This is a genomic window from Marinovum sp. PR37 (assembly GCF_028807375.1).
GTDB lineage: Bacteria > Pseudomonadota > Alphaproteobacteria > Rhodobacterales > Rhodobacteraceae > Marinovum > Marinovum algicola.
Genome location: NZ_JARAML010000011.1, coordinates 32057 through 47801, shown reverse-complemented (window position 1 = coordinate 47801; position 15745 = coordinate 32057). Strand labels below are relative to the sequence as shown.

General features: G+C 65.5%; 15 protein-coding genes and 2 tRNA genes. 14 read left to right on the top strand and 3 right to left on the bottom strand.

Annotated features, from left to right (window positions below):
• Positions 1–69: 69 nt before the first annotated feature.
• From leuB to PVW49_RS11150, 11 genes are all read left to right on the top strand, one after another.
• On the top strand, positions 70–1176 hold the full coding sequence (gene leuB, locus PVW49_RS11200) for a 3-isopropylmalate dehydrogenase (protein ID WP_074835824.1): 1107 nt from the start codon (positions 70–72) through the stop codon (positions 1174–1176).
• A gap of 155 nt (positions 1177–1331) precedes the next feature.
• Positions 1332–2276 (top strand): DMT family transporter, encoded by a 945-nt coding sequence (locus tag PVW49_RS11195; protein ID WP_048533071.1) that lies wholly within the window; start codon positions 1332–1334, stop codon positions 2274–2276.
• Between the two features lie 47 nt (positions 2277–2323).
• A tRNA-Pro gene (locus PVW49_RS11190) sits at positions 2324–2400 on the top strand.
• Between the two features lie 198 nt (positions 2401–2598).
• On the top strand, positions 2599–3024 hold the full coding sequence (locus tag PVW49_RS11185) for a GFA family protein (RefSeq protein ID WP_274590564.1): 426 nt from the start codon (positions 2599–2601) through the stop codon (positions 3022–3024).
• A gap of 492 nt (positions 3025–3516) precedes the next feature.
• Complete coding sequence (locus PVW49_RS11180; protein ID WP_274590563.1) at positions 3517–4281, top strand: FadR/GntR family transcriptional regulator; 765 nt, start codon at positions 3517–3519, stop codon at positions 4279–4281.
• A gap of 18 nt (positions 4282–4299) precedes the next feature.
• Positions 4300–5271 carry a tripartite tricarboxylate transporter substrate binding protein gene (locus tag PVW49_RS11175; protein WP_274590562.1) on the top strand — a complete coding sequence of 324 codons (972 nt, stop codon included), beginning with the start codon at positions 4300–4302 and terminating at the stop codon, positions 5269–5271.
• Between the two features lie 10 nt (positions 5272–5281).
• Positions 5282–5764, top strand: coding sequence for a tripartite tricarboxylate transporter TctB family protein (locus tag PVW49_RS11170; protein ID WP_274590561.1), 483 nt, complete (start codon positions 5282–5284; stop codon positions 5762–5764).
• 9 nt (positions 5765–5773) lie between these two features.
• Positions 5774–7273 carry a tripartite tricarboxylate transporter permease gene (locus tag PVW49_RS11165; protein ID WP_048533065.1) on the top strand — a complete coding sequence of 500 codons (1500 nt, stop codon included), beginning with the start codon at positions 5774–5776 and terminating at the stop codon, positions 7271–7273.
• Between the two features lie 19 nt (positions 7274–7292).
• Entirely contained in the window at positions 7293–7832 is a 540-nt protein-coding gene (locus PVW49_RS11160) for a 2,4'-dihydroxyacetophenone dioxygenase family protein (protein WP_048533064.1), read from the top strand.
• A complete protein-coding gene (locus tag PVW49_RS11155) occupies positions 7832–8602 on the top strand; it encodes an SDR family NAD(P)-dependent oxidoreductase (protein ID WP_274590560.1) in 771 nt (256 codons plus the stop codon). Before PVW49_RS11160 ends, PVW49_RS11155 begins: the two co-directional genes overlap by 1 nt.
• 18 nt (positions 8603–8620) lie before the next feature.
• Entirely contained in the window at positions 8621–9634 is a 1014-nt protein-coding gene (locus PVW49_RS11150; protein WP_274590559.1) for a zinc-dependent alcohol dehydrogenase, read from the top strand.
• 12 nt (positions 9635–9646) lie between these two features.
• On the opposite strand, the gene PVW49_RS11145 is transcribed toward PVW49_RS11150, so the two are convergent.
• A complete protein-coding gene (locus PVW49_RS11145; RefSeq protein WP_074840075.1) occupies positions 9647–10555 on the bottom strand; it encodes a LysR family transcriptional regulator in 909 nt (302 codons plus the stop codon).
• A 165-nt stretch (positions 10556–10720) separates the two neighbouring features.
• On the opposite strand from PVW49_RS11145, the gene PVW49_RS11140 reads away from it, so the two are divergent.
• From PVW49_RS11140 to egtD, 3 genes are all read left to right on the top strand, one after another.
• Positions 10721–11404, top strand: coding sequence for a type 1 glutamine amidotransferase domain-containing protein (locus tag PVW49_RS11140; RefSeq protein ID WP_274590558.1), 684 nt, complete (start codon positions 10721–10723; stop codon positions 11402–11404).
• 221 nt (positions 11405–11625) lie between these two features.
• On the top strand, positions 11626–12888 hold the full coding sequence (gene egtB, locus PVW49_RS11135; protein ID WP_074840071.1) for an ergothioneine biosynthesis protein EgtB: 1263 nt from the start codon (positions 11626–11628) through the stop codon (positions 12886–12888).
• Positions 12888–13838, top strand: a complete 951-nt coding sequence (egtD, locus tag PVW49_RS11130) for an L-histidine N(alpha)-methyltransferase (RefSeq protein WP_074840069.1) — start codon at positions 12888–12890, stop codon at positions 13836–13838. Before egtB ends, egtD begins: the two co-directional genes overlap by 1 nt.
• A 40-nt stretch (positions 13839–13878) precedes the next feature.
• On the opposite strand, the gene PVW49_RS11125 is transcribed toward egtD, so the two are convergent.
• The gene (locus PVW49_RS11125; RefSeq protein WP_274590557.1) at positions 13879–15534 is read right to left on the bottom strand and encodes a mechanosensitive ion channel family protein; all 1656 of its coding nucleotides are present in this window, start codon (positions 15532–15534) and stop codon (positions 13879–13881) included.
• Between the two features lie 109 nt (positions 15535–15643).
• Positions 15644–15719, bottom strand: a tRNA-Lys gene (locus PVW49_RS11120).
• Between the last annotated feature and the right edge of the window lie 26 nt (positions 15720–15745).

Below are 15745 nucleotides of genomic sequence, written 5' to 3'. Positions count from 1 at the left end.
CATTCTTGACCCTCCGGCAGGCATTGGATAGGCGATGCGGGAACGTTTTTGTGACAAAGGAACCGCCTCATGAGCACGCCTTCCCTTCTGATCCTGCCGGGTGACGGCATCGGCCCCGAGGTCATGCAGCAGGTCCGCCGGATCATCGACTGGTACGGCGACAAGCGCGGGCTCAAGTTCGAGGTCAGCGAAGATCTCGTCGGCGGCTGCGCCTACGACAAACACGGCACGCCGCTGCATGACGACACCATGGCCAAGGCGCAGGAGGTCGATGCCGTCCTGCTGGGCGCCGTGGGCGGGCCGCAATACGACACCCTCGACTTCTCGCTCAAGCCCGAGCGCGGCCTTCTGCGTCTGCGCAAAGAAATGGACCTCTATGCCAACCTGCGCCCGGCACAATGTTTCGACGCGCTGGCGGATTTCTCGTCGCTGAAAACCGACGTGGTTTCGGGCCTCGACATCATGATCGTGCGCGAGCTGACCTCGGGTGTCTATTTCGGCGAGCCGCGCGGCGTGATCAAGGAAGGCAACGAGCGCGTCGGCATCAACACCCAGCGTTACACCGAGAGCGAGATCGCGCGCGTCGCCCGGTCGGCCTTCGAACTGGCCCGCAAGCGTGGCAACAAGCTCTGCTCGATGGAAAAGGCCAATGTGATGGAAAGCGGCGTGCTCTGGCGCGACGTGGTCACCGAGGTGCATCAGGCGGAATACCCCGATGTCGAGCTGTCGCACATGTATGCCGACGCCGGCGCCATGCAGCTCACCCGCTGGCCCAAGCAGTTCGACGTGATCGTGACCGACAATCTCTTTGGCGACCTGCTGTCGGACCTCGCGGCGATGCTGACCGGTTCGCTCGGCATGCTGCCCTCGGCCTCGCTCGGCGCGCCGATGGAGAACGGCCGGCCGAAGGCGCTCTACGAGCCGGTGCATGGCTCGGCGCCCGACATCGCGGGGCAGGGCAAGGCCAACCCGATCGCCTGTATCCTGAGCTTTGCCATGGCGCTGCGCTACAGCTTCGACCAGGGCGCCGAGGCCGACCGGCTGGAAAAGGCTGTCGAAAAGGTGCTGGCCGACGGCGTGCGCACCGCCGACCTTTTGCAGGCCGAAGGCGCCAAGCCGGCCTCGACCTCCGAGGCTGGCGACGCCGTTCTCGCGGCGCTCGACGCCTCGCTCTGAGCCAGACCGCGTGATCGCCCCCGCGCGGGGCGATCACGCCACGGCTTGCGGCTCCGGTCCGGGCCGCGCCGCCCCGGGGCTTGATCCCCGGCGTCAAATCGCCGTAACACGTGCATGACGCAAATTGGCCGCGGCCAGAACTTCTGCGAGACCCCATGAACATCAAAGGCCTGCTCTTTGCCCTTTTGGGCTTTGCCATGTTTTCGGTGCATGATGTCGTGGTGAAATACCTCGGCAGCAGCTATTCGCCGGTCCAGATCATCTTTTTTGCCGGGCTGTTCAGCTTTCCGTTGCTGACCTTCGTGCTGATGAGCGATCCGACCCGCGAGAACCTGCGCCCGGTGCATCCCTGGTGGGTCTCGGTGCGGGTCTTTGGCGCGCTGGGGGCGGGCCTTCTGGCGTTTTATGCCTTTTCCGTGCTTCCCCTTGCCCAGACTTACACGCTGCTCTTTGCCGCGCCGATCCTGATTACCGTGCTGGCGATCCCGATGCTGGGCGAAAGCGTCGGCCCGCACCGCTGGGCGGCGGTGCTGATCGGGCTGCTGGGGGTGATCGTGGTGCTGCGGCCCGGTGCGCAGGAGCTGACGCTGGGCCATGCGGCGGCGCTGGGCTCTGCCTTCTGCAACGCGCTGTCCTCGGTGGTGGTGCGCAAGATCGGCAAGGAAGAGCGCACCGTTGTGCTGCTGCTCTATCCGCTGGCGGGCAATTTCATCCTGATGGGCCTGGCACTGCCCTTTGTCTATGTGCCGATGCCGATGCTGGATCTCGGCGGTCTCGGCATCATGGCCTTGCTGGGCTTTACCGCCAGCATGTGTGTCATCGCCGCCTATCGCTTCGGCGAGGCGGCCATCGTGGCGCCGATGCAATATTCGCAAATCATCTGGGCCACCTTCTTCGGCTTTCTGCTGTTCGGTGAAAGCCTGGATCGGCCGACGATTTCCGGCGCCGGGCTGATCATCCTTTCCGGCCTCTACATCGTCTATCGCGAGAGCCGCGGCGGCAAATCCAGCAACACGCCGGTGCTGCGCAACCGCAGTCGCGGCTACAGCCCCGGCAGCCTTCGCACGTCGGCGATCCTGAAGCGCTGGAAAAGCGACTGAAACCTCTTGCATTGCCGCAAGCACCGATGTAATCCGCCGGTCACGGTCGGAGTGTAGCTCAGCCTGGTAGAGCACTGTCTTCGGGAGGCAGGGGCCGGAGGTTCGAATCCTCTCACTCCGACCAATGAAACAAGGCGCCCTTGCGGCGCCTTTTTTTGCGCTTCGTGGTGCAGGTGAGCGAGATTTGGGCCCAAGGTGCAATCTCCGCTTCGAGCTCAGATTGACACTGAGCTGCGACGTTTTCTGCTGATGAAACGTCCAAAAATCGCCATCTCAAAACCCGCCTGCTTCCTATGTTTCCGGGGGTTTGGAGGAAAATAGAATGGCGACGCGCGGGTATTGTCTGTGTAAAAAAACAAGCTGGGTCTACCAGGGTGATCAAACATGGGCATGCTATTGCCACTGCGATGACTGCCGTCGGAATTGTGCCGCGCCGGTGGTTGCGTGGTTCGGTGTGCCAATAGAAAGCTTTGAGTGGACCGGTGACAAACCCCGCATTTATGAAAGCTCCAAAGGCGTTGTTAGGCACTTTTGCGGGACGTGCGGGTCACCCATTGCATTCGAAGCCGATCACTATCCGGGTGGTATAAACCTGTATGCTGCGTCGCTCGAAAACCCGCAAGATTTCAAGCCGACTTTTCACGTCAACAAGCAGAGTAGGTTGCCATGGCTGCTATTAACTGATGATCTCGACTCGTTTGAAGGCACATTGCTAAACACCCCTAACGATCCAGACGGGTATCAATAGCGCGGGAAGTCACCTGATTATCGAAATTGCAGCTTTGTCCGCTTAGCTGACATCGAACAGAGGCTCCCAGGGATTTTTCGGGCGCCTCTGTTTGACATGCCTTCGCACTCACAACGGCCTTCTTCGGAGGCTGCGCCGCGAATCGCGAAGGGCTGGCCCTTGCGGCGCCGTTTGTTTTTTCTGGCCCCGGTTTCCGCCGCAGCTTGCGCAGGCGATGGCCTCTGCCTCGGCTGCCCTGCCGTTGGTCAGGCCCTTTTCCTGATCGAACTCCCTGATTTGCTGAGCGGCGCTCTGCGGTGCGTCACGGGCATGGCGTTTGTTGCCCTGGGCCGGGGTGCGGGGCCTGGGGACGCCGTCGCCGCGTATTTCGATAAATGGTGTGATAAATGAAAACCATTAATCGTACCATTGACAGCGCTGGCGATTCGTCATACCAATCACCAAGATGCATGGTGGCCCCTTCGCCGGGGCGAGTCGAAAAGGGAGGTGAAAATGGAAAAGCCGAACATCACCGCTCAAAGCGCCATGCGTGCGGCCGGAGGCCGGCCGGCCAAGGTCTCGGAGGTGCTGGAGCTTCTCGGCCGGCGCGTCGTGACCGGCGACTACGCCGTCGGCGAAACGCTTCCGGTCGAGAAAGAGCTGATCGAAGAGCTGTCGGTCAGCCGAACCACGTTGCGCGAGGCGATCAAGACGCTGACGGCGCTGGGTCTGCTCGAGGTGCGCACGCGCCACGGCACGCGGGTCCGGCCACGGCAGGACTGGAGCCTGCTCAGCCGCGACGTGCTGCGCTGGATGCAGCCGGTGGAGGGGGTCAACGTCGAGCTGTCCTCGGCCATCGACGAGGCGCGCGAGGTGTTCGAGCCGGCGGCCTGCGCGCTGGCCGCTGTCCGCGCCGACCGGCGCGAGATCACCCGCATCCGGCTGGCCTATGAAGCGATGGAGCAGGCCGCCGAAAACGACGACGTGGAAGCGGCCATTCAAGCAGACAAGGATTTCCACCTCGCGATCCTGGCCGCCACCGGCAATCCGATCCTCGAGGCATTCGACACTGCCATCGATGCGGTACTGGGGCTGTTGTTCAAGGCCGCGATCGAACGGCACATGGAAAGTTTTCGCAAGAACCTGGCCAATCACCTGCGGGTTCTCGAAGCGATCGAACAGCGCAGGCCGGAGGAGGCGCGACAGGCGATGCTCGACATGATCGGCTTTACGCGCCGAAACCTGGAGAATTACCAGATCATAAAACCAATCAGCTGAAATCAGGAGGAATTTTACATGCTGAAGAACACCCTGTTGGCGATGGCCGCAGCGGTGGCCACCACGACGATGGCCGCTGCACAATATCCCGAGAAACCCATCACCCTGATCGTGCCGTGGAATGCCGGCGGCGGCACCGACGCGATTGCGCGCACCCTGGCCAGCGGTCTCGAGGCCGAGCTGGGCGTGCCGGTCTCGGTGGTCAACCGTTCGGGCGGCGCCGGCGTCGTCGGCCACAACGCGATGGTGACCGCGCCGACCGACGGCTACACCATTGGCTTTGCCACCGCAGAGATGCTGACCTATTACTGGACCGGCAATGCCGAGTTCCAGGCCGAGGATTTCACGCCGATCGCGCTGATCAACTTCGACCCGGCGGCCTTTCACATCGCCGCCGGCAGCGACTGGCAGAACGTCGAGGAGGCGGTGGCCGCGATCAAGGCCGATCCGCAGGGCACCTACAAGATGTCCGGCACCGCCGTGGGCGCGGCCTATCACCTGGCCTTCGCCGGCTTCCTGCAACAGCAGGGCATCGATCCGCTGAAGGTCACCATGGTGCCGTCGCAGGGCGCCGCGCCTGGGTTCCAGGAACTGGCTGCCGGGGGCGTGCAGATCATCCCGTCCTCGCTGCCCGAAGGCAAGACGATGATGGATGCGGGCCTGTCGCGCGCCATCGCGGTCTTCTCGGAAGAGCGCAATGCCTCCTTCCCCGAGGTGCCGACCGCCTCCGAACAGACCGGCGAGCCGTTTGCCGGCGGTACATGGCGCGGAGTTGTCGGCCCTGCGGGCATGGATGCAGAGGCGGCGGCGCGGCTGGAAGAGGCGACCCAGGCGGTGTTTGACAGCGAGGCGTTTCAGGGCTTCATGTCCAAACAGGGCTTTGGCGCCGACTACCGCGGGTCCGAGACCTTCGAGACCTTCCTGGCCGAAACCCAGCAAAGCGTTGGCGCGGTCATGAAGTCCATCGGCCTGTCGCAGCGCGAAAACTGAGGCCGGACAGATGCGGCTCCCCGATATCTGGACAGGATTCGGCTTCGCGTGTCTGGGCGGGTTCGTGGCGCTGCGCGCCACGACCTTCCCGGAACCGGCCGGAGCCGCATCCCCACGACTGTTCCCTTACATGATCGGCAGCGCCTTTGTGCTGCTGGGACTGGCCGTCGTGGCGCGCAGCCTGCGCGCCCGCCGGCATGACGACGGCCGCCTGTTCCGGCCCGTGGCCGAAGACTGGATGCGGTCGCCAAGGCGGATGGTCCGGGTTCTTCTGATCCCGCTGACCATCGTCGCCTTCGGCCTGCTCTCGCCGGCCTTCGGCACGCTTCTGGTGGCGACGCCGCTGATCTTTCTCAACGCGCTGGCCTGGCAGGAAAAACCGGTGCCGGCGCTGGTGTCGGCGGTGGTCATCTGCGTGGTGGTCACCGTGTTCTTTACGCGGGTGATGCGCGTTCCGCTTCCCACCGGGCCGTTTTTCGGCCCCTGGTTCTGAGGTTTCGCCATGGATGTGTTCCTGTCATCGCTTCAGATGGTCTTCACCTATCAGGTCATCGGCGTGATCCTTCTGGGCGCGGCCTTCGGCCTCTTTGTCGGCGCCACTCCGGGGCTGAGCGCGACGATGGCCGTCGCGCTGCTGGTTCCGGTCACCTTCTTCCTGTCGCCGGTCGCGGCCATCGGCGCCATCGTCGCCTGTTCGGCCATGTCGATCTTTGCCGGCGACATTCCGGGGGCTTTGTTGCGCATCCCCGGCACCCCGGCCTCGGCCGCCTACATGCGCGAGCTGGATGCGCTGACGCAGAAAGGGCGGCTTGACCTGTCGCTCGGGCTTTCGATGTGCGTCTCGGTCATGGGGGGGCTGGTCGGCACCGCGGTGCTGGTGATCGCCGCGCCGCAACTGGCGCGGGTGGCGCTCCGCTTCTCGAGCTACGAATATTTCTGGCTGGCGCTGCTCGGTCTGTCCTGTGCGACGATGGTGGCCGGCAAGGACAGGCTGAAGGGCACGCTGTCGCTGCTGCTCGGGCTGGCGCTGACGATGGTCGGGCTCGACGTGACCACCGGCCTGCCGCGGTACACCTTCGGGGTGATCGATCTTCAGGCCGGCGTCTCGCTGATCGCCGTCATGATCGGCGCCTTCGCGGTCGCGGAGATCCTGCGCTCGGCCGCGGCACCTCTGACGCAGCCCAGAAAGCCCGCCGCCGCCGGGTTCTCGATCCTCAAGGGACAATTCGGCAACCTCTGGCGCTTCAAGCTGCCGGTGCTGCGCGGCAGCCTGATGGGCACGGTGATCGGTGCCTTGCCCGGGGCAGGGGCCGATATTGCCGCCTGGATCGCCTTTGCGGTCAGCCAGCGGTTTTCCAAGGTCAAGGCCAACTACGGCAAGGGCGAGCCCGAAGCCATCGCCGGCTCCGCCTCGGCCAACAACGCCGCGCTCTCGGGCAGCTATGTGCCGGCGCTGGTCTTTGGCATCCCCGGCGATTCGATCACCGCCATCGTCGTCGGCGTGCTGGTGCTCAAGGGCATCCAGCCGGGGCCGATGGTCTTTGTCACCTCGCCCGATCTGGTCAATGCGATCTACATCGTCTTTGTCCTAGCCAACCTGTTGATCATCCCGCTGGGGCTGGCGGCGGTCATGGGCGGGCGGCACGTGCTGGGGCTGCGACCCGGTCTGCTCTATCCGGCGATCCTTCTGATGTGCGTGCTGGGCACCTTCGCCACCAACAACGCGCTTTTCGACCTCTGGACGCTGGCCGCAATCGGCGTGCTGGTCTGGATTATGGAGGCCAACGATTATCCGGCCGCGCCGCTCGTTCTGGGCCTGGTGCTGGGAAAGATCGTCGAAGAGAGCTTCATGTCCAGCATGATCAAGGCAGACGGCAACCTGCTGACCTTCTTCGAACGCCCCATTGCCGGAACGCTGGGCGTGATCACCATCCTCGTCTGGATCCTGCCGCCCCTTGTCGCCATGTGGCGGCGGAGACGGCGCACCCCCGAACTCACGTAATTCGACAAAGGAGACCCCCATGCCCGTCGAACCCGATAAAGTGGAAGCGCAGGACGATGCGCGTACCCCCTATCAACTGCCTTTTCCCAAGGATGCCGCGGAAGAGATCGTCGTTCCCGAGGCGATCGCCAGCGATGAACGCGTCTGGGTGCCGCAGACCGAAACGGTGTCCTTCCGGCCGCTCTGCCTCAATGCCTCGCAGGGCTACTGGATGAACCTGCTGCGGGTGCGCCAATCCGGCGTGCTGTCGCGTCACCGCCATCCGCAGCCGGTGCATGGCTTTGTCCTCAAAGGCCGCTGGCACTATCTGGAGCATGACTGGGAGGCCCGCGAAGGCGGCTATGTCTACGAGCCGCCGGGCGAAACCCATACGCTTGTGGTGCCCGAGGATGTGACCGAGATGATCACCTTCTTTCAGGTCAATGGCGTGATGCTTTATGTCGATCCCTACGGCAAGACCATGGGGTTCGAAGACGTCTTCACCAAGATCGAGATGTGCCGAAATCATTATGAAGAGGTGGGGCTGGGGGCGGATTACGTCGACCAGTTCATCCGCTGATGTCGGGGGCGGCAGACACCGGCGCCTGGGCGGCGCCTTTCCTGTCGGGCCGGCAAGTCCTGGTGACCGGAGGCTCCTCGGGCATCGGCCGCAGCATTGCGCAGGCCTTCGCTCAGGCCGGCGCCGAGGTGGTGGCGACCGGTGTGGCCGAAGCCGACATCACGGCGGCCCGCGACTGGGCCGAGGCGGAGGGGCTGGGCGCCAGTCTCTCTTTCCGCCAGCTTGACGTGCGCGACGATGCGGCAGTGGCCCGAGAGGTCGGCGGCATTGCGGATCTCTTCGCATTGGTCTGTTGCGCCGGGGTGATCCGGCGGGGCGCCGAATTGGAGCCGGAGGTTTTCGCCCAGGTGGTCGACGTCAACCTCAACGGCGCGATGCGTTGTGCCCATGCGGCGAAACCGGCGCTGGCGCGCACCGGCGGCTCCGTGGTGATGACCGCCTCGATGCTGTCGTTCTTTGGCGGCGGGCTGGTGCCGGGCTATTCCGCGTCCAAGGGCGGTGTGGCGCAGCTCACCAAGTCGCTGGCCATCGCCTGGGCGGCAGAGGGCATCCGCGTCAACGCCATCGCTCCGGGCTGGATCAGGACACCGCTGACAGCCGGCTTGCAGGAAGACGCGGCGCGCGCCGAGGCGATCCTGTCGCGGACCCCGATGGGCCGCTGGGGCGAGCCGGGTGATCTGGCCGGTCCCTCGCTGTTCCTGACCACGCCGCTGGCCGGTTTCATGACCGGCACGATCCTCCCCGTGGACGGCGGCTATGCGGTCGCCTGACGTCAGAAGGCAAACCCCGTGAAAGCTCTTGTCTACACCGGCCCGAAATCGGTCGAGATCCGGGACACCGCCCTGCCCAGGCCGAAGCCGGGCGAAGTGCTGCTGAAGATGCAGCTCTGTGGCGTCTGCGGCACCGATATCGGCATCCATTCCGGCACCCATCCACGCGCCGCCGCGCCGCTGATCCTCGGGCATGAGTTCGTCGGCGAGGTTGTCGAAGCCGGCGCCCGCTTTGCCAGGGGGCAACGGGTCGTGGCCTATCCGCTGCTGTCCTGCGGCGCCTGCCATCCCTGCCGCACCGGCAGCCCGCATGTCTGCACCGGCCTGCGCTCGATCGGCATCGATCAGGCGGGCGGACTGGCGGAATACCTGTCGGTGCCCGAGGATATGCTCTTTGCGGTGCCCGAGGATATGGATAATCGCATCGCCGCGCTGGTCGAGCCTCTGGCGGTGGCGCTGCGGGCGGTCGAGCAATCGCGCCTGGGGCTTGCCGACCGGGTGGCGGTGCTGGGCGCCGGGCCCATCGGGCTGCTGACGGCGCTTGCGGCGCGCCAGGCCGGCGCGGCCGAGGTGCTCGTCTCCGATATCGATCCGGTGCGACTGGCGCTGGCCGGGGCGCTCGGCTTTCGGCCCGTCGATCTGCGCCAGGACGACCTGTCCGAGCAGGTTCAGGCGGCGACCGATGGCGACGGTGTCGATGTGGTCTTTGAATGCGCCGGGGTCGGCCCCGCCGCGCGCGACATGACTCGGATTGCCCGGCCGGGCGGCACGATCTGTTTGACGTCGCTGCACAAGGCGCCCTGTCCGGTGGCGCTGCTCGACATTGCCTTCAAGGAGCTGCGCCTGATCGGCTCGCGGGTCTATACCCGCGAACAATTCCGCCGCAGCATTACTCTGGCACAGGCGATGGCCGAGGATCTGGAGCGGGTGATCACCCGGACGCTGCCGCTGAGCGGGTCTGCCCATGTCTTTGACCTGATCGCCGCGCCGGAGGAGGCGGATGTGAAGATCCTGATCGATTGCACCGCCTAGCGCCTTTCCGGCTCAGCGGCCCGTGGTGAAGCCGGCAACAAGCTCGGCGATCAATGCGCGCAGCCAGGCATGGCCGGGATCGCGACGCAGCCGGGGATGCCAGGCGATTTGGCTGGGGAATGCACCAAGTTCCACCGGCACGGCGACATCGCGCAGCCCGTAGGGGGCGGCGGTCATCGTGGCCACCCGCGTGGGCACGGTGGCGATGCCGCCCAGCCGGGCGACAGCCGGCGGCGCCGAGAGAAAGTGCGACACCACCACCGCCGTGTTGCGGCGCAGCCCGGTGCCCTCCATCCGCTTGTGCAGCCCGGTGCGCCACTTGCCGGGCGGCGCCACCACCACATGCGGCAACCGTTCATAGAGCGCCCGGTCGAGTGTCGCGCCCGGCGGCAAGGCCCGGGGCGCGACGAGGCAGCGGAAGCCGTCTTCGAACAGATCCGAGACCACGAGATCCTCTGGCGGCGCATGAAACCTTCCAATCGCCAGGTCGAAGGCCCGCCCGGCCAGGCTGCGCGGATCGAGATCGGGGCCGAGCGGGGCGATCTCCAGCGCTGCTCGCGGTGCCTTTTCGGCAAAGGCCGCCGCCAGATCCGGCACCAGCACGATCTCGGCGTAGGGCCCCAGCAACAGCCGAAACCGCCGTGTGGTACGGGCGGGATCAAACGGTTCGGCGGCGCGAAAGGCCTGTTCCAGCTGCGCCAGCCCGGCGGCGATCTCGGGGGCGAGTGCCAGCGCCTTTTCGGTCGGCTCGACGCCGTAGCGGGCGCGCAGGAACAACTCGTCCCCCAGCGCCTCGCGCAGCCGCGACAGCGCCGCGCTGACCGTGCTTTGCGATTGGCCGAGCCGTTCGGCGGCGGCGGTGACATTGCGCTCTTCCATGACGGCATGAAAGACGCGGAGAAGCGAAAGATCCGGGGTCATATGTCCAGGATATCGATTTCTGACCTTGCCTGCATCAATTTCTCAAACGACTGAGGCGCCCCTATCTGCTGTCCAAGAGGCGCTTAGCCGCCCCGAGTGACTGGCCGGAGCAAGGAGCTCTTTGGTTCGGCCCCGACAAAACCAACGACCACTGGAGACAGCAACATGGCACGTATTCTGATCCTCTCGACCGCATCTGACGCCCTGGGCGAGACCGGCAAGCCGACCGGCGTCTGGTACGAAGAACTGGCGACGCCTTATTACGCCTTCACCGACGCCGGGCACGAGGTGACGCTGGTCACTCTCGGCGGCAAGCCGGTGCCGATCGATCCGAACTCGGATGTCGCCGGCGACGAGGCCCCGGCCTCGGTCTCGCGCTTCCGGGACGATGCGGCGGCAACCGCGCTGCTTGCCGCGCCGGGGCGGCTCGAAGCGGAGGATATCGCGGAATTTGACGCGCTCTACATTCCCGGCGGTCATGGCGCGATGTACGATCTGGCCGAAAGCGATCTGGTGGCCGAGGTCATCGGCAAGGCCTGGGATCAGGGCAAGATCGTCGCTTCGGTCTGCCACGGCCCGGCAGCCTTTTCCAAGGCGGTCGACGCCGAGGGCACGCCCATCGTCAAGGGCCGCAAGGTCTCGGCCTTTACCGACAGCGAAGAGCGCGGCGTGGGACTGGCCGAGGCGATGCCCTTCCTGCTCGAGACCCGCCTGCGCGAGCTGGGGGCGGATTTTGACGGTGTCGCCGACTGGCAGCCGCATTCGGTGGTCGACGACCGGCTGGTGACCGGCCAGAACCCTGCCTCTTCCGACGGCGCTGCCGAAAAGGTGCTGGCACTGCTGGGCTGAGGTCGGAATCCCTGCAAACCGAGACCGTCGCGCCAGGCGCGGCGGTTGCGGGCGTTGCGCAACCCAGGGGTTATGGGGTGAGCCTGCCGTGCAGCTCAGGCGGATTTTTGCGTCAATCTTCACACCCTTGTCAAATCTCGGAATGCAGACTTGATCTGACCGGTCTGCCTCTATGTCTTTGCGGACGACCGTTTGGCCTGTTTCGACCCAAGGACGATTTCATGACCCCAGCACTTGCGCCGCTGACGCCGAATGAGGCGATCGCGCTTTTCACCCGGACCCGCGCGCGCAGCGATGCGCTGGCGGCGCCGCTCAGCCCCGAAGACACCATGCTGCAAAGCATGGAGGATGCCTCGCCCGTCAAATGGCACCTGGCCCATACCACCTGGTTTTTCGAGGAATTCATTCTCAAGCCACGGGTGCCCGACTACCGCTCGCCCGACGACCGTTTCGCCTTTCTGTTCAATTCCTATTACACTCAGGCCGGCCCGCGTCACGCACGCGACAAGCGCGGGCTGGTTTCGCGCCCCGGCGGCCAGGCAGTGCGCGATTACCGCGCCCATGTGGAAGACAGCCTTGCCACCCTGCTGATGCAGCGCCGCGAGGACGGCGACGAGATCGCCGGCCTGGTCGAGCTTGGCTGTCACCACGAAATGCAGCATCAAGAACTGCTGGTGACCGATCTGCTGCACGGGCTGAGCTTCAATCCGCTGCTGCCGGTCTACAAGGAACCCGAGCCGCTCGAAGTGACCGCCGGCACCGAACTGCGGTTTGACAGCCACGAAGGTGGTCTGGTCGAGATCGGCCATGATGGCGCGGGATTTGCCTATGATTGCGAAGGACCGCGGCACAAAACCTTTCTCAGCCCCTACGAGATCGCCAATCGGCCGGTCACCAATCGCGACTGGATCGGCTTTATCGAGGATGGCGGCTATGGCGACGCCCGGCACTGGCTGATGGAAGGCCTGGCCGTGGCGCAACGCGAAGACTGGCAGCATCCGCTCTATTGGTGGCAGCAGGACGGCACCTGGTGGACCTTCACCCTGCGCGGCCCGCAGCCGGTGGCGCTGGAGGCGCCGGTAGTGCATGTGAGCTATTACGAGGCCGATGCCTTTGCCCGCTGGGCCGGCGCGCGGCTGCCCACCGAGGCCGAGCACGAGCTGGCCTTTCGCGACCGGCCCATCGCAGGCAACCTGATGGGCGATGGCGACGATATCGGCATGTTGCGGCCCATGCCCGGCGCAGGTGTTTGGGGCGATGTCTGGGAATGGACAGCCTCGGATTTCGCGCCCTATCCCGGATTTCGCCCGCCCGAGGGCGCGCTTGGCGAATACAACGGCAAGTTCATGGTCAACCAGCGGGTGCTGCGCGGCGGCTCCTGCGCCACACCGCGCGAACAGATGCGGGCGACCTACCGGACGTTTTTCTATCCGCATCAACGCTGGCAGATGATGGGGCTGCGGCTGGCGCGGGACGTGGCCTGATGGACGGTTCGCTTCAGGCCCGCTCCGCCACTGCTGCCGCCCTGCGCGACGATGCCCTGCGCGGGTTGCGACAGCCCCAAAAGGTGCTGAGCCCCAAGTGGCTTTATGATCAGCGTGGCAGCGCACTCTTCGAGCAGATCACCGCCCTGCCGGAATATTACCTGACCCGGACCGAGGCGGCGATCCTGAAGGACAACGCCGCGCGGCTGGCCGGGCTGGTGCCCGAGGGCGGCGCGCTGGTCGAATTCGGCTCCGGCGCCTCGGTCAAGACCCGTCGGCTGCTCGATGCCGGCGGTCATTTCGCGGCCTATGTGCCGATCGACATTTCCGCGGTGTTCCTGGCCGAAACCGCGCAGGATCTGCGGCGCCGCTACACCGAGATCGAGATTGCGCCGGTGGTGGCCGATTTCACCGCCGCGGTCGCCCTGCCGGAGCATCTGGAGGCCACGCCCAAAGTGGGCTTCTTTCCCGGCTCGACCATCGGCAACCTGCCGCCGGAAACCGCCACGGCGCTGATGGCCCATGCCCGTGCCTGGCCGGGGGTCGAAGGCTTCATCCTCGGGGTCGATCTGGTCAAGGACAGCGAGACGCTGGTGGCGGCCTATGACGACAGCCAGGGGGTGACGGCGGATTTCATCGCCAACATCCTGCACCGGCTCAATCGCGAGTTGGGCGCCGATTTCGACCTGTCGCACTTCGCCTATCGAGCCCGCTGGAACGCCGCGGCGGCGCGGATCGACATGGAGCTGGTCTCGCGCCGTGCCCAGAACGTGGCGCTGGGCGGGGCGACCATCGGTTTCGACGCCGGCGAGGCCATTCACGTCAGCGCCTCGCGCAAATACACCGAGGCCTCGCTGGCGCGGCTGGTGCAGCCCGCCGGCTGGCGTGTCGAAACGCTGCTGACCGATGCGGCGCGGCGTTTTGCCGTGGCGGTTCTCGCCCCCGTGTGACCCCGGGTGCGGCAGGGCGCCAGAGGCCGCGCCCTGCCTGTCAATCGTTGTCCGGCACGTGGCGGCCGCCAATGACCCGTTCGCGCGGCCACCAGTCGGGATGGTTAGCGCGGATGAAGGCCAGAAGCTGTTCGCGCAGCCGCATTTCGACTTCCCAGCCGGTCGAGGGATCGGGGGTCATGACGTAGCAGGTGATTTCCTGGCCATGTTCGTTGTGATCGGTCACGAAACACGCCAGCGATTCGGGTTCGATCACGCCGTCCAGGTCTTTGGCCAGCGTCTCGAAGGTCTCGCGCAGAACCTCGGCGTCGGCGGCATGGTCGAGCCAGAGCCGGACGGTCTTCATCAACCGCGCATCCTTGACCGACCAGTTCTCGAACGGCCTGGAGACGAAGTATTTCACCGGCACGATGATCCGCCGCTCGTCCCAGGTGCGCAGCCGCATGAAGGTGTAGAAAATGCTTTCGACATAGGCCCAGTGACCTTCGAATTCGACGCTGTCGCCGATCCGCACAGGCTTGGCCAGGGCGATCTGAAGCGAGGCGAGGATATTGCCCAGCACGGCCTGCCCGGCGATGCCGAGCAGCACGGTCAGCACCCCGGCCGAGGCCAGCAGGGTGATGCCGAGCGATTCGAACAGGTTGAGCTGCACCAGAACGAAAATCGCCGCGAAGCCGACCATCAACAGCACGATGACCCGCCGCAGCGCGTAGATCGAGGTGTAAAGCTCGCGCTTGTCGAGATTGCGCGCATCGTCGATCTCGCCCACGTAGCGCTGGGTCACGCGGTCGAGGACGGCGTCGATCACCCGCAGGATGGCGATGCCCACCGCAGTGGTCATGACCACCACGAAAAGCGGCTGCACCACCGCCGTGACCGGCCCCGAGAAGGACACCGCCAGCTCCAGCACCGTCTGCGCCACCAGCGCCACGACGAACAGCGCAAGCGGCACGCTGGCGCGTTCGGCGGCGGTCTTGAGAAAGGGGCGCCGTAACCGGCCCGAGGCCGCGTCCAGCGTGTTCTTGACCGCCCAGCCCAGCGCGAGCAGCGTGACGACCATCACCGGAAGGCCGATCCACTCCCATATCCGCAGGGCGCCCAACTCGCGTTGCAGGCTGTCGGGAATGTGGCGCTCGAAGGCGCGCGGCCCATAGGCATCGTGCAGCGCCGGCACGTCCTCGACGGTCTGCGGGGTGAACAGCCAATGCGCCTCCTCGCCGGTTGGCGCCTTGTACCGGGCGAGGCGAATCTCGTAGGCGCGCCCATTGAGCTGAAACAGCTTGATCCCGAGGTCGCGGCGCACCTGGCCGGCCTGCGGATTGCTGCTGCTGCCGCTTTCGACCAGCGCATCGGGCCGCGCCGGCAGCCCCGCCCAGTCCAGCCAGACCCGCCGGTCGATCACCTGATAGAGCTGTTGGGCAAAGCGCTCGCCCGCTTCGGCCTGGCGCTCCGGGGGCAGGGCGTTGAGGTTGAGCATATGCTGCGCCGCCGCGAAATTGCCTTCGTCGGACAATTCGACAAAGGCCCGCATCGCCGAGCGCGGCGTCGACCGGTCGAGTTCTTCCGGCGCCGGGCCCAACCCGGCATTGAGCGCATCGACCTCATACCACGACTGGCTTTCCTCTTCCTGGGCCACGAGGGGAAGCGCGAGGCCGATCAGGACCGCGAGGAGAAGAAGCCGGATACGGTGAAGCATACCACCAAACGCCGCGCTGCCGGGTTGGTTCCACGCTGCTGTGCGCACAAGGTCTCGGCGCCCCGGTCCCCGGAGGGGGTGGCATGGAATTTTCGGCGATTTGGTGCAGTGGTGAGCCGTGCAGGATTCGAACCTGCGACCCACTGATTAAAAGTCAGTTGCTCTACCAACTGAGCTAACGGCCCACTGTGTTCGCGGCTTCTAGAAACTG

What these genes read in the sequence shown, in the direction of transcription:
- PVW49_RS11195 (WP_048533071.1), top strand. Translation starts at nt 1,332, where the DNA reads ATGAACATCAAAGGCCTGCTCTTTGCCCTTTTGGGCTTTGCCATGTTT.
- PVW49_RS11155 (WP_274590560.1), top strand. Translation starts at nt 7,832, where the DNA reads ATGTCGGGGGCGGCAGACACCGGCGCCTGGGCGGCGCCTTTCCTGTCG.
- PVW49_RS11145 (WP_074840075.1), bottom strand. Translation starts at nt 10,555, where the DNA reads ATGACCCCGGATCTTTCGCTTCTCCGCGTCTTTCATGCCGTCATGGAA.
- PVW49_RS11165 (WP_048533065.1), top strand. Translation starts at nt 5,774, where the DNA reads ATGGATGTGTTCCTGTCATCGCTTCAGATGGTCTTCACCTATCAGGTC.
- PVW49_RS11125 (WP_274590557.1), bottom strand. Translation starts at nt 15,534, where the DNA reads ATGCTTCACCGTATCCGGCTTCTTCTCCTCGCGGTCCTGATCGGCCTC.
- PVW49_RS11170 (WP_274590561.1), top strand. Translation starts at nt 5,282, where the DNA reads ATGCGGCTCCCCGATATCTGGACAGGATTCGGCTTCGCGTGTCTGGGC.
- leuB (WP_074835824.1), top strand. Translation starts at nt 70, where the DNA reads ATGAGCACGCCTTCCCTTCTGATCCTGCCGGGTGACGGCATCGGCCCC.
- egtD (WP_074840069.1), top strand. Translation starts at nt 12,888, where the DNA reads ATGGACGGTTCGCTTCAGGCCCGCTCCGCCACTGCTGCCGCCCTGCGC.
- PVW49_RS11140 (WP_274590558.1), top strand. Translation starts at nt 10,721, where the DNA reads ATGGCACGTATTCTGATCCTCTCGACCGCATCTGACGCCCTGGGCGAG.
- PVW49_RS11160 (WP_048533064.1), top strand. Translation starts at nt 7,293, where the DNA reads ATGCCCGTCGAACCCGATAAAGTGGAAGCGCAGGACGATGCGCGTACC.
- PVW49_RS11185 (WP_274590564.1), top strand. Translation starts at nt 2,599, where the DNA reads ATGGCGACGCGCGGGTATTGTCTGTGTAAAAAAACAAGCTGGGTCTAC.
- egtB (WP_074840071.1), top strand. Translation starts at nt 11,626, where the DNA reads ATGACCCCAGCACTTGCGCCGCTGACGCCGAATGAGGCGATCGCGCTT.
- PVW49_RS11175 (WP_274590562.1), top strand. Translation starts at nt 4,300, where the DNA reads ATGCTGAAGAACACCCTGTTGGCGATGGCCGCAGCGGTGGCCACCACG.
- PVW49_RS11180 (WP_274590563.1), top strand. Translation starts at nt 3,517, where the DNA reads ATGGAAAAGCCGAACATCACCGCTCAAAGCGCCATGCGTGCGGCCGGA.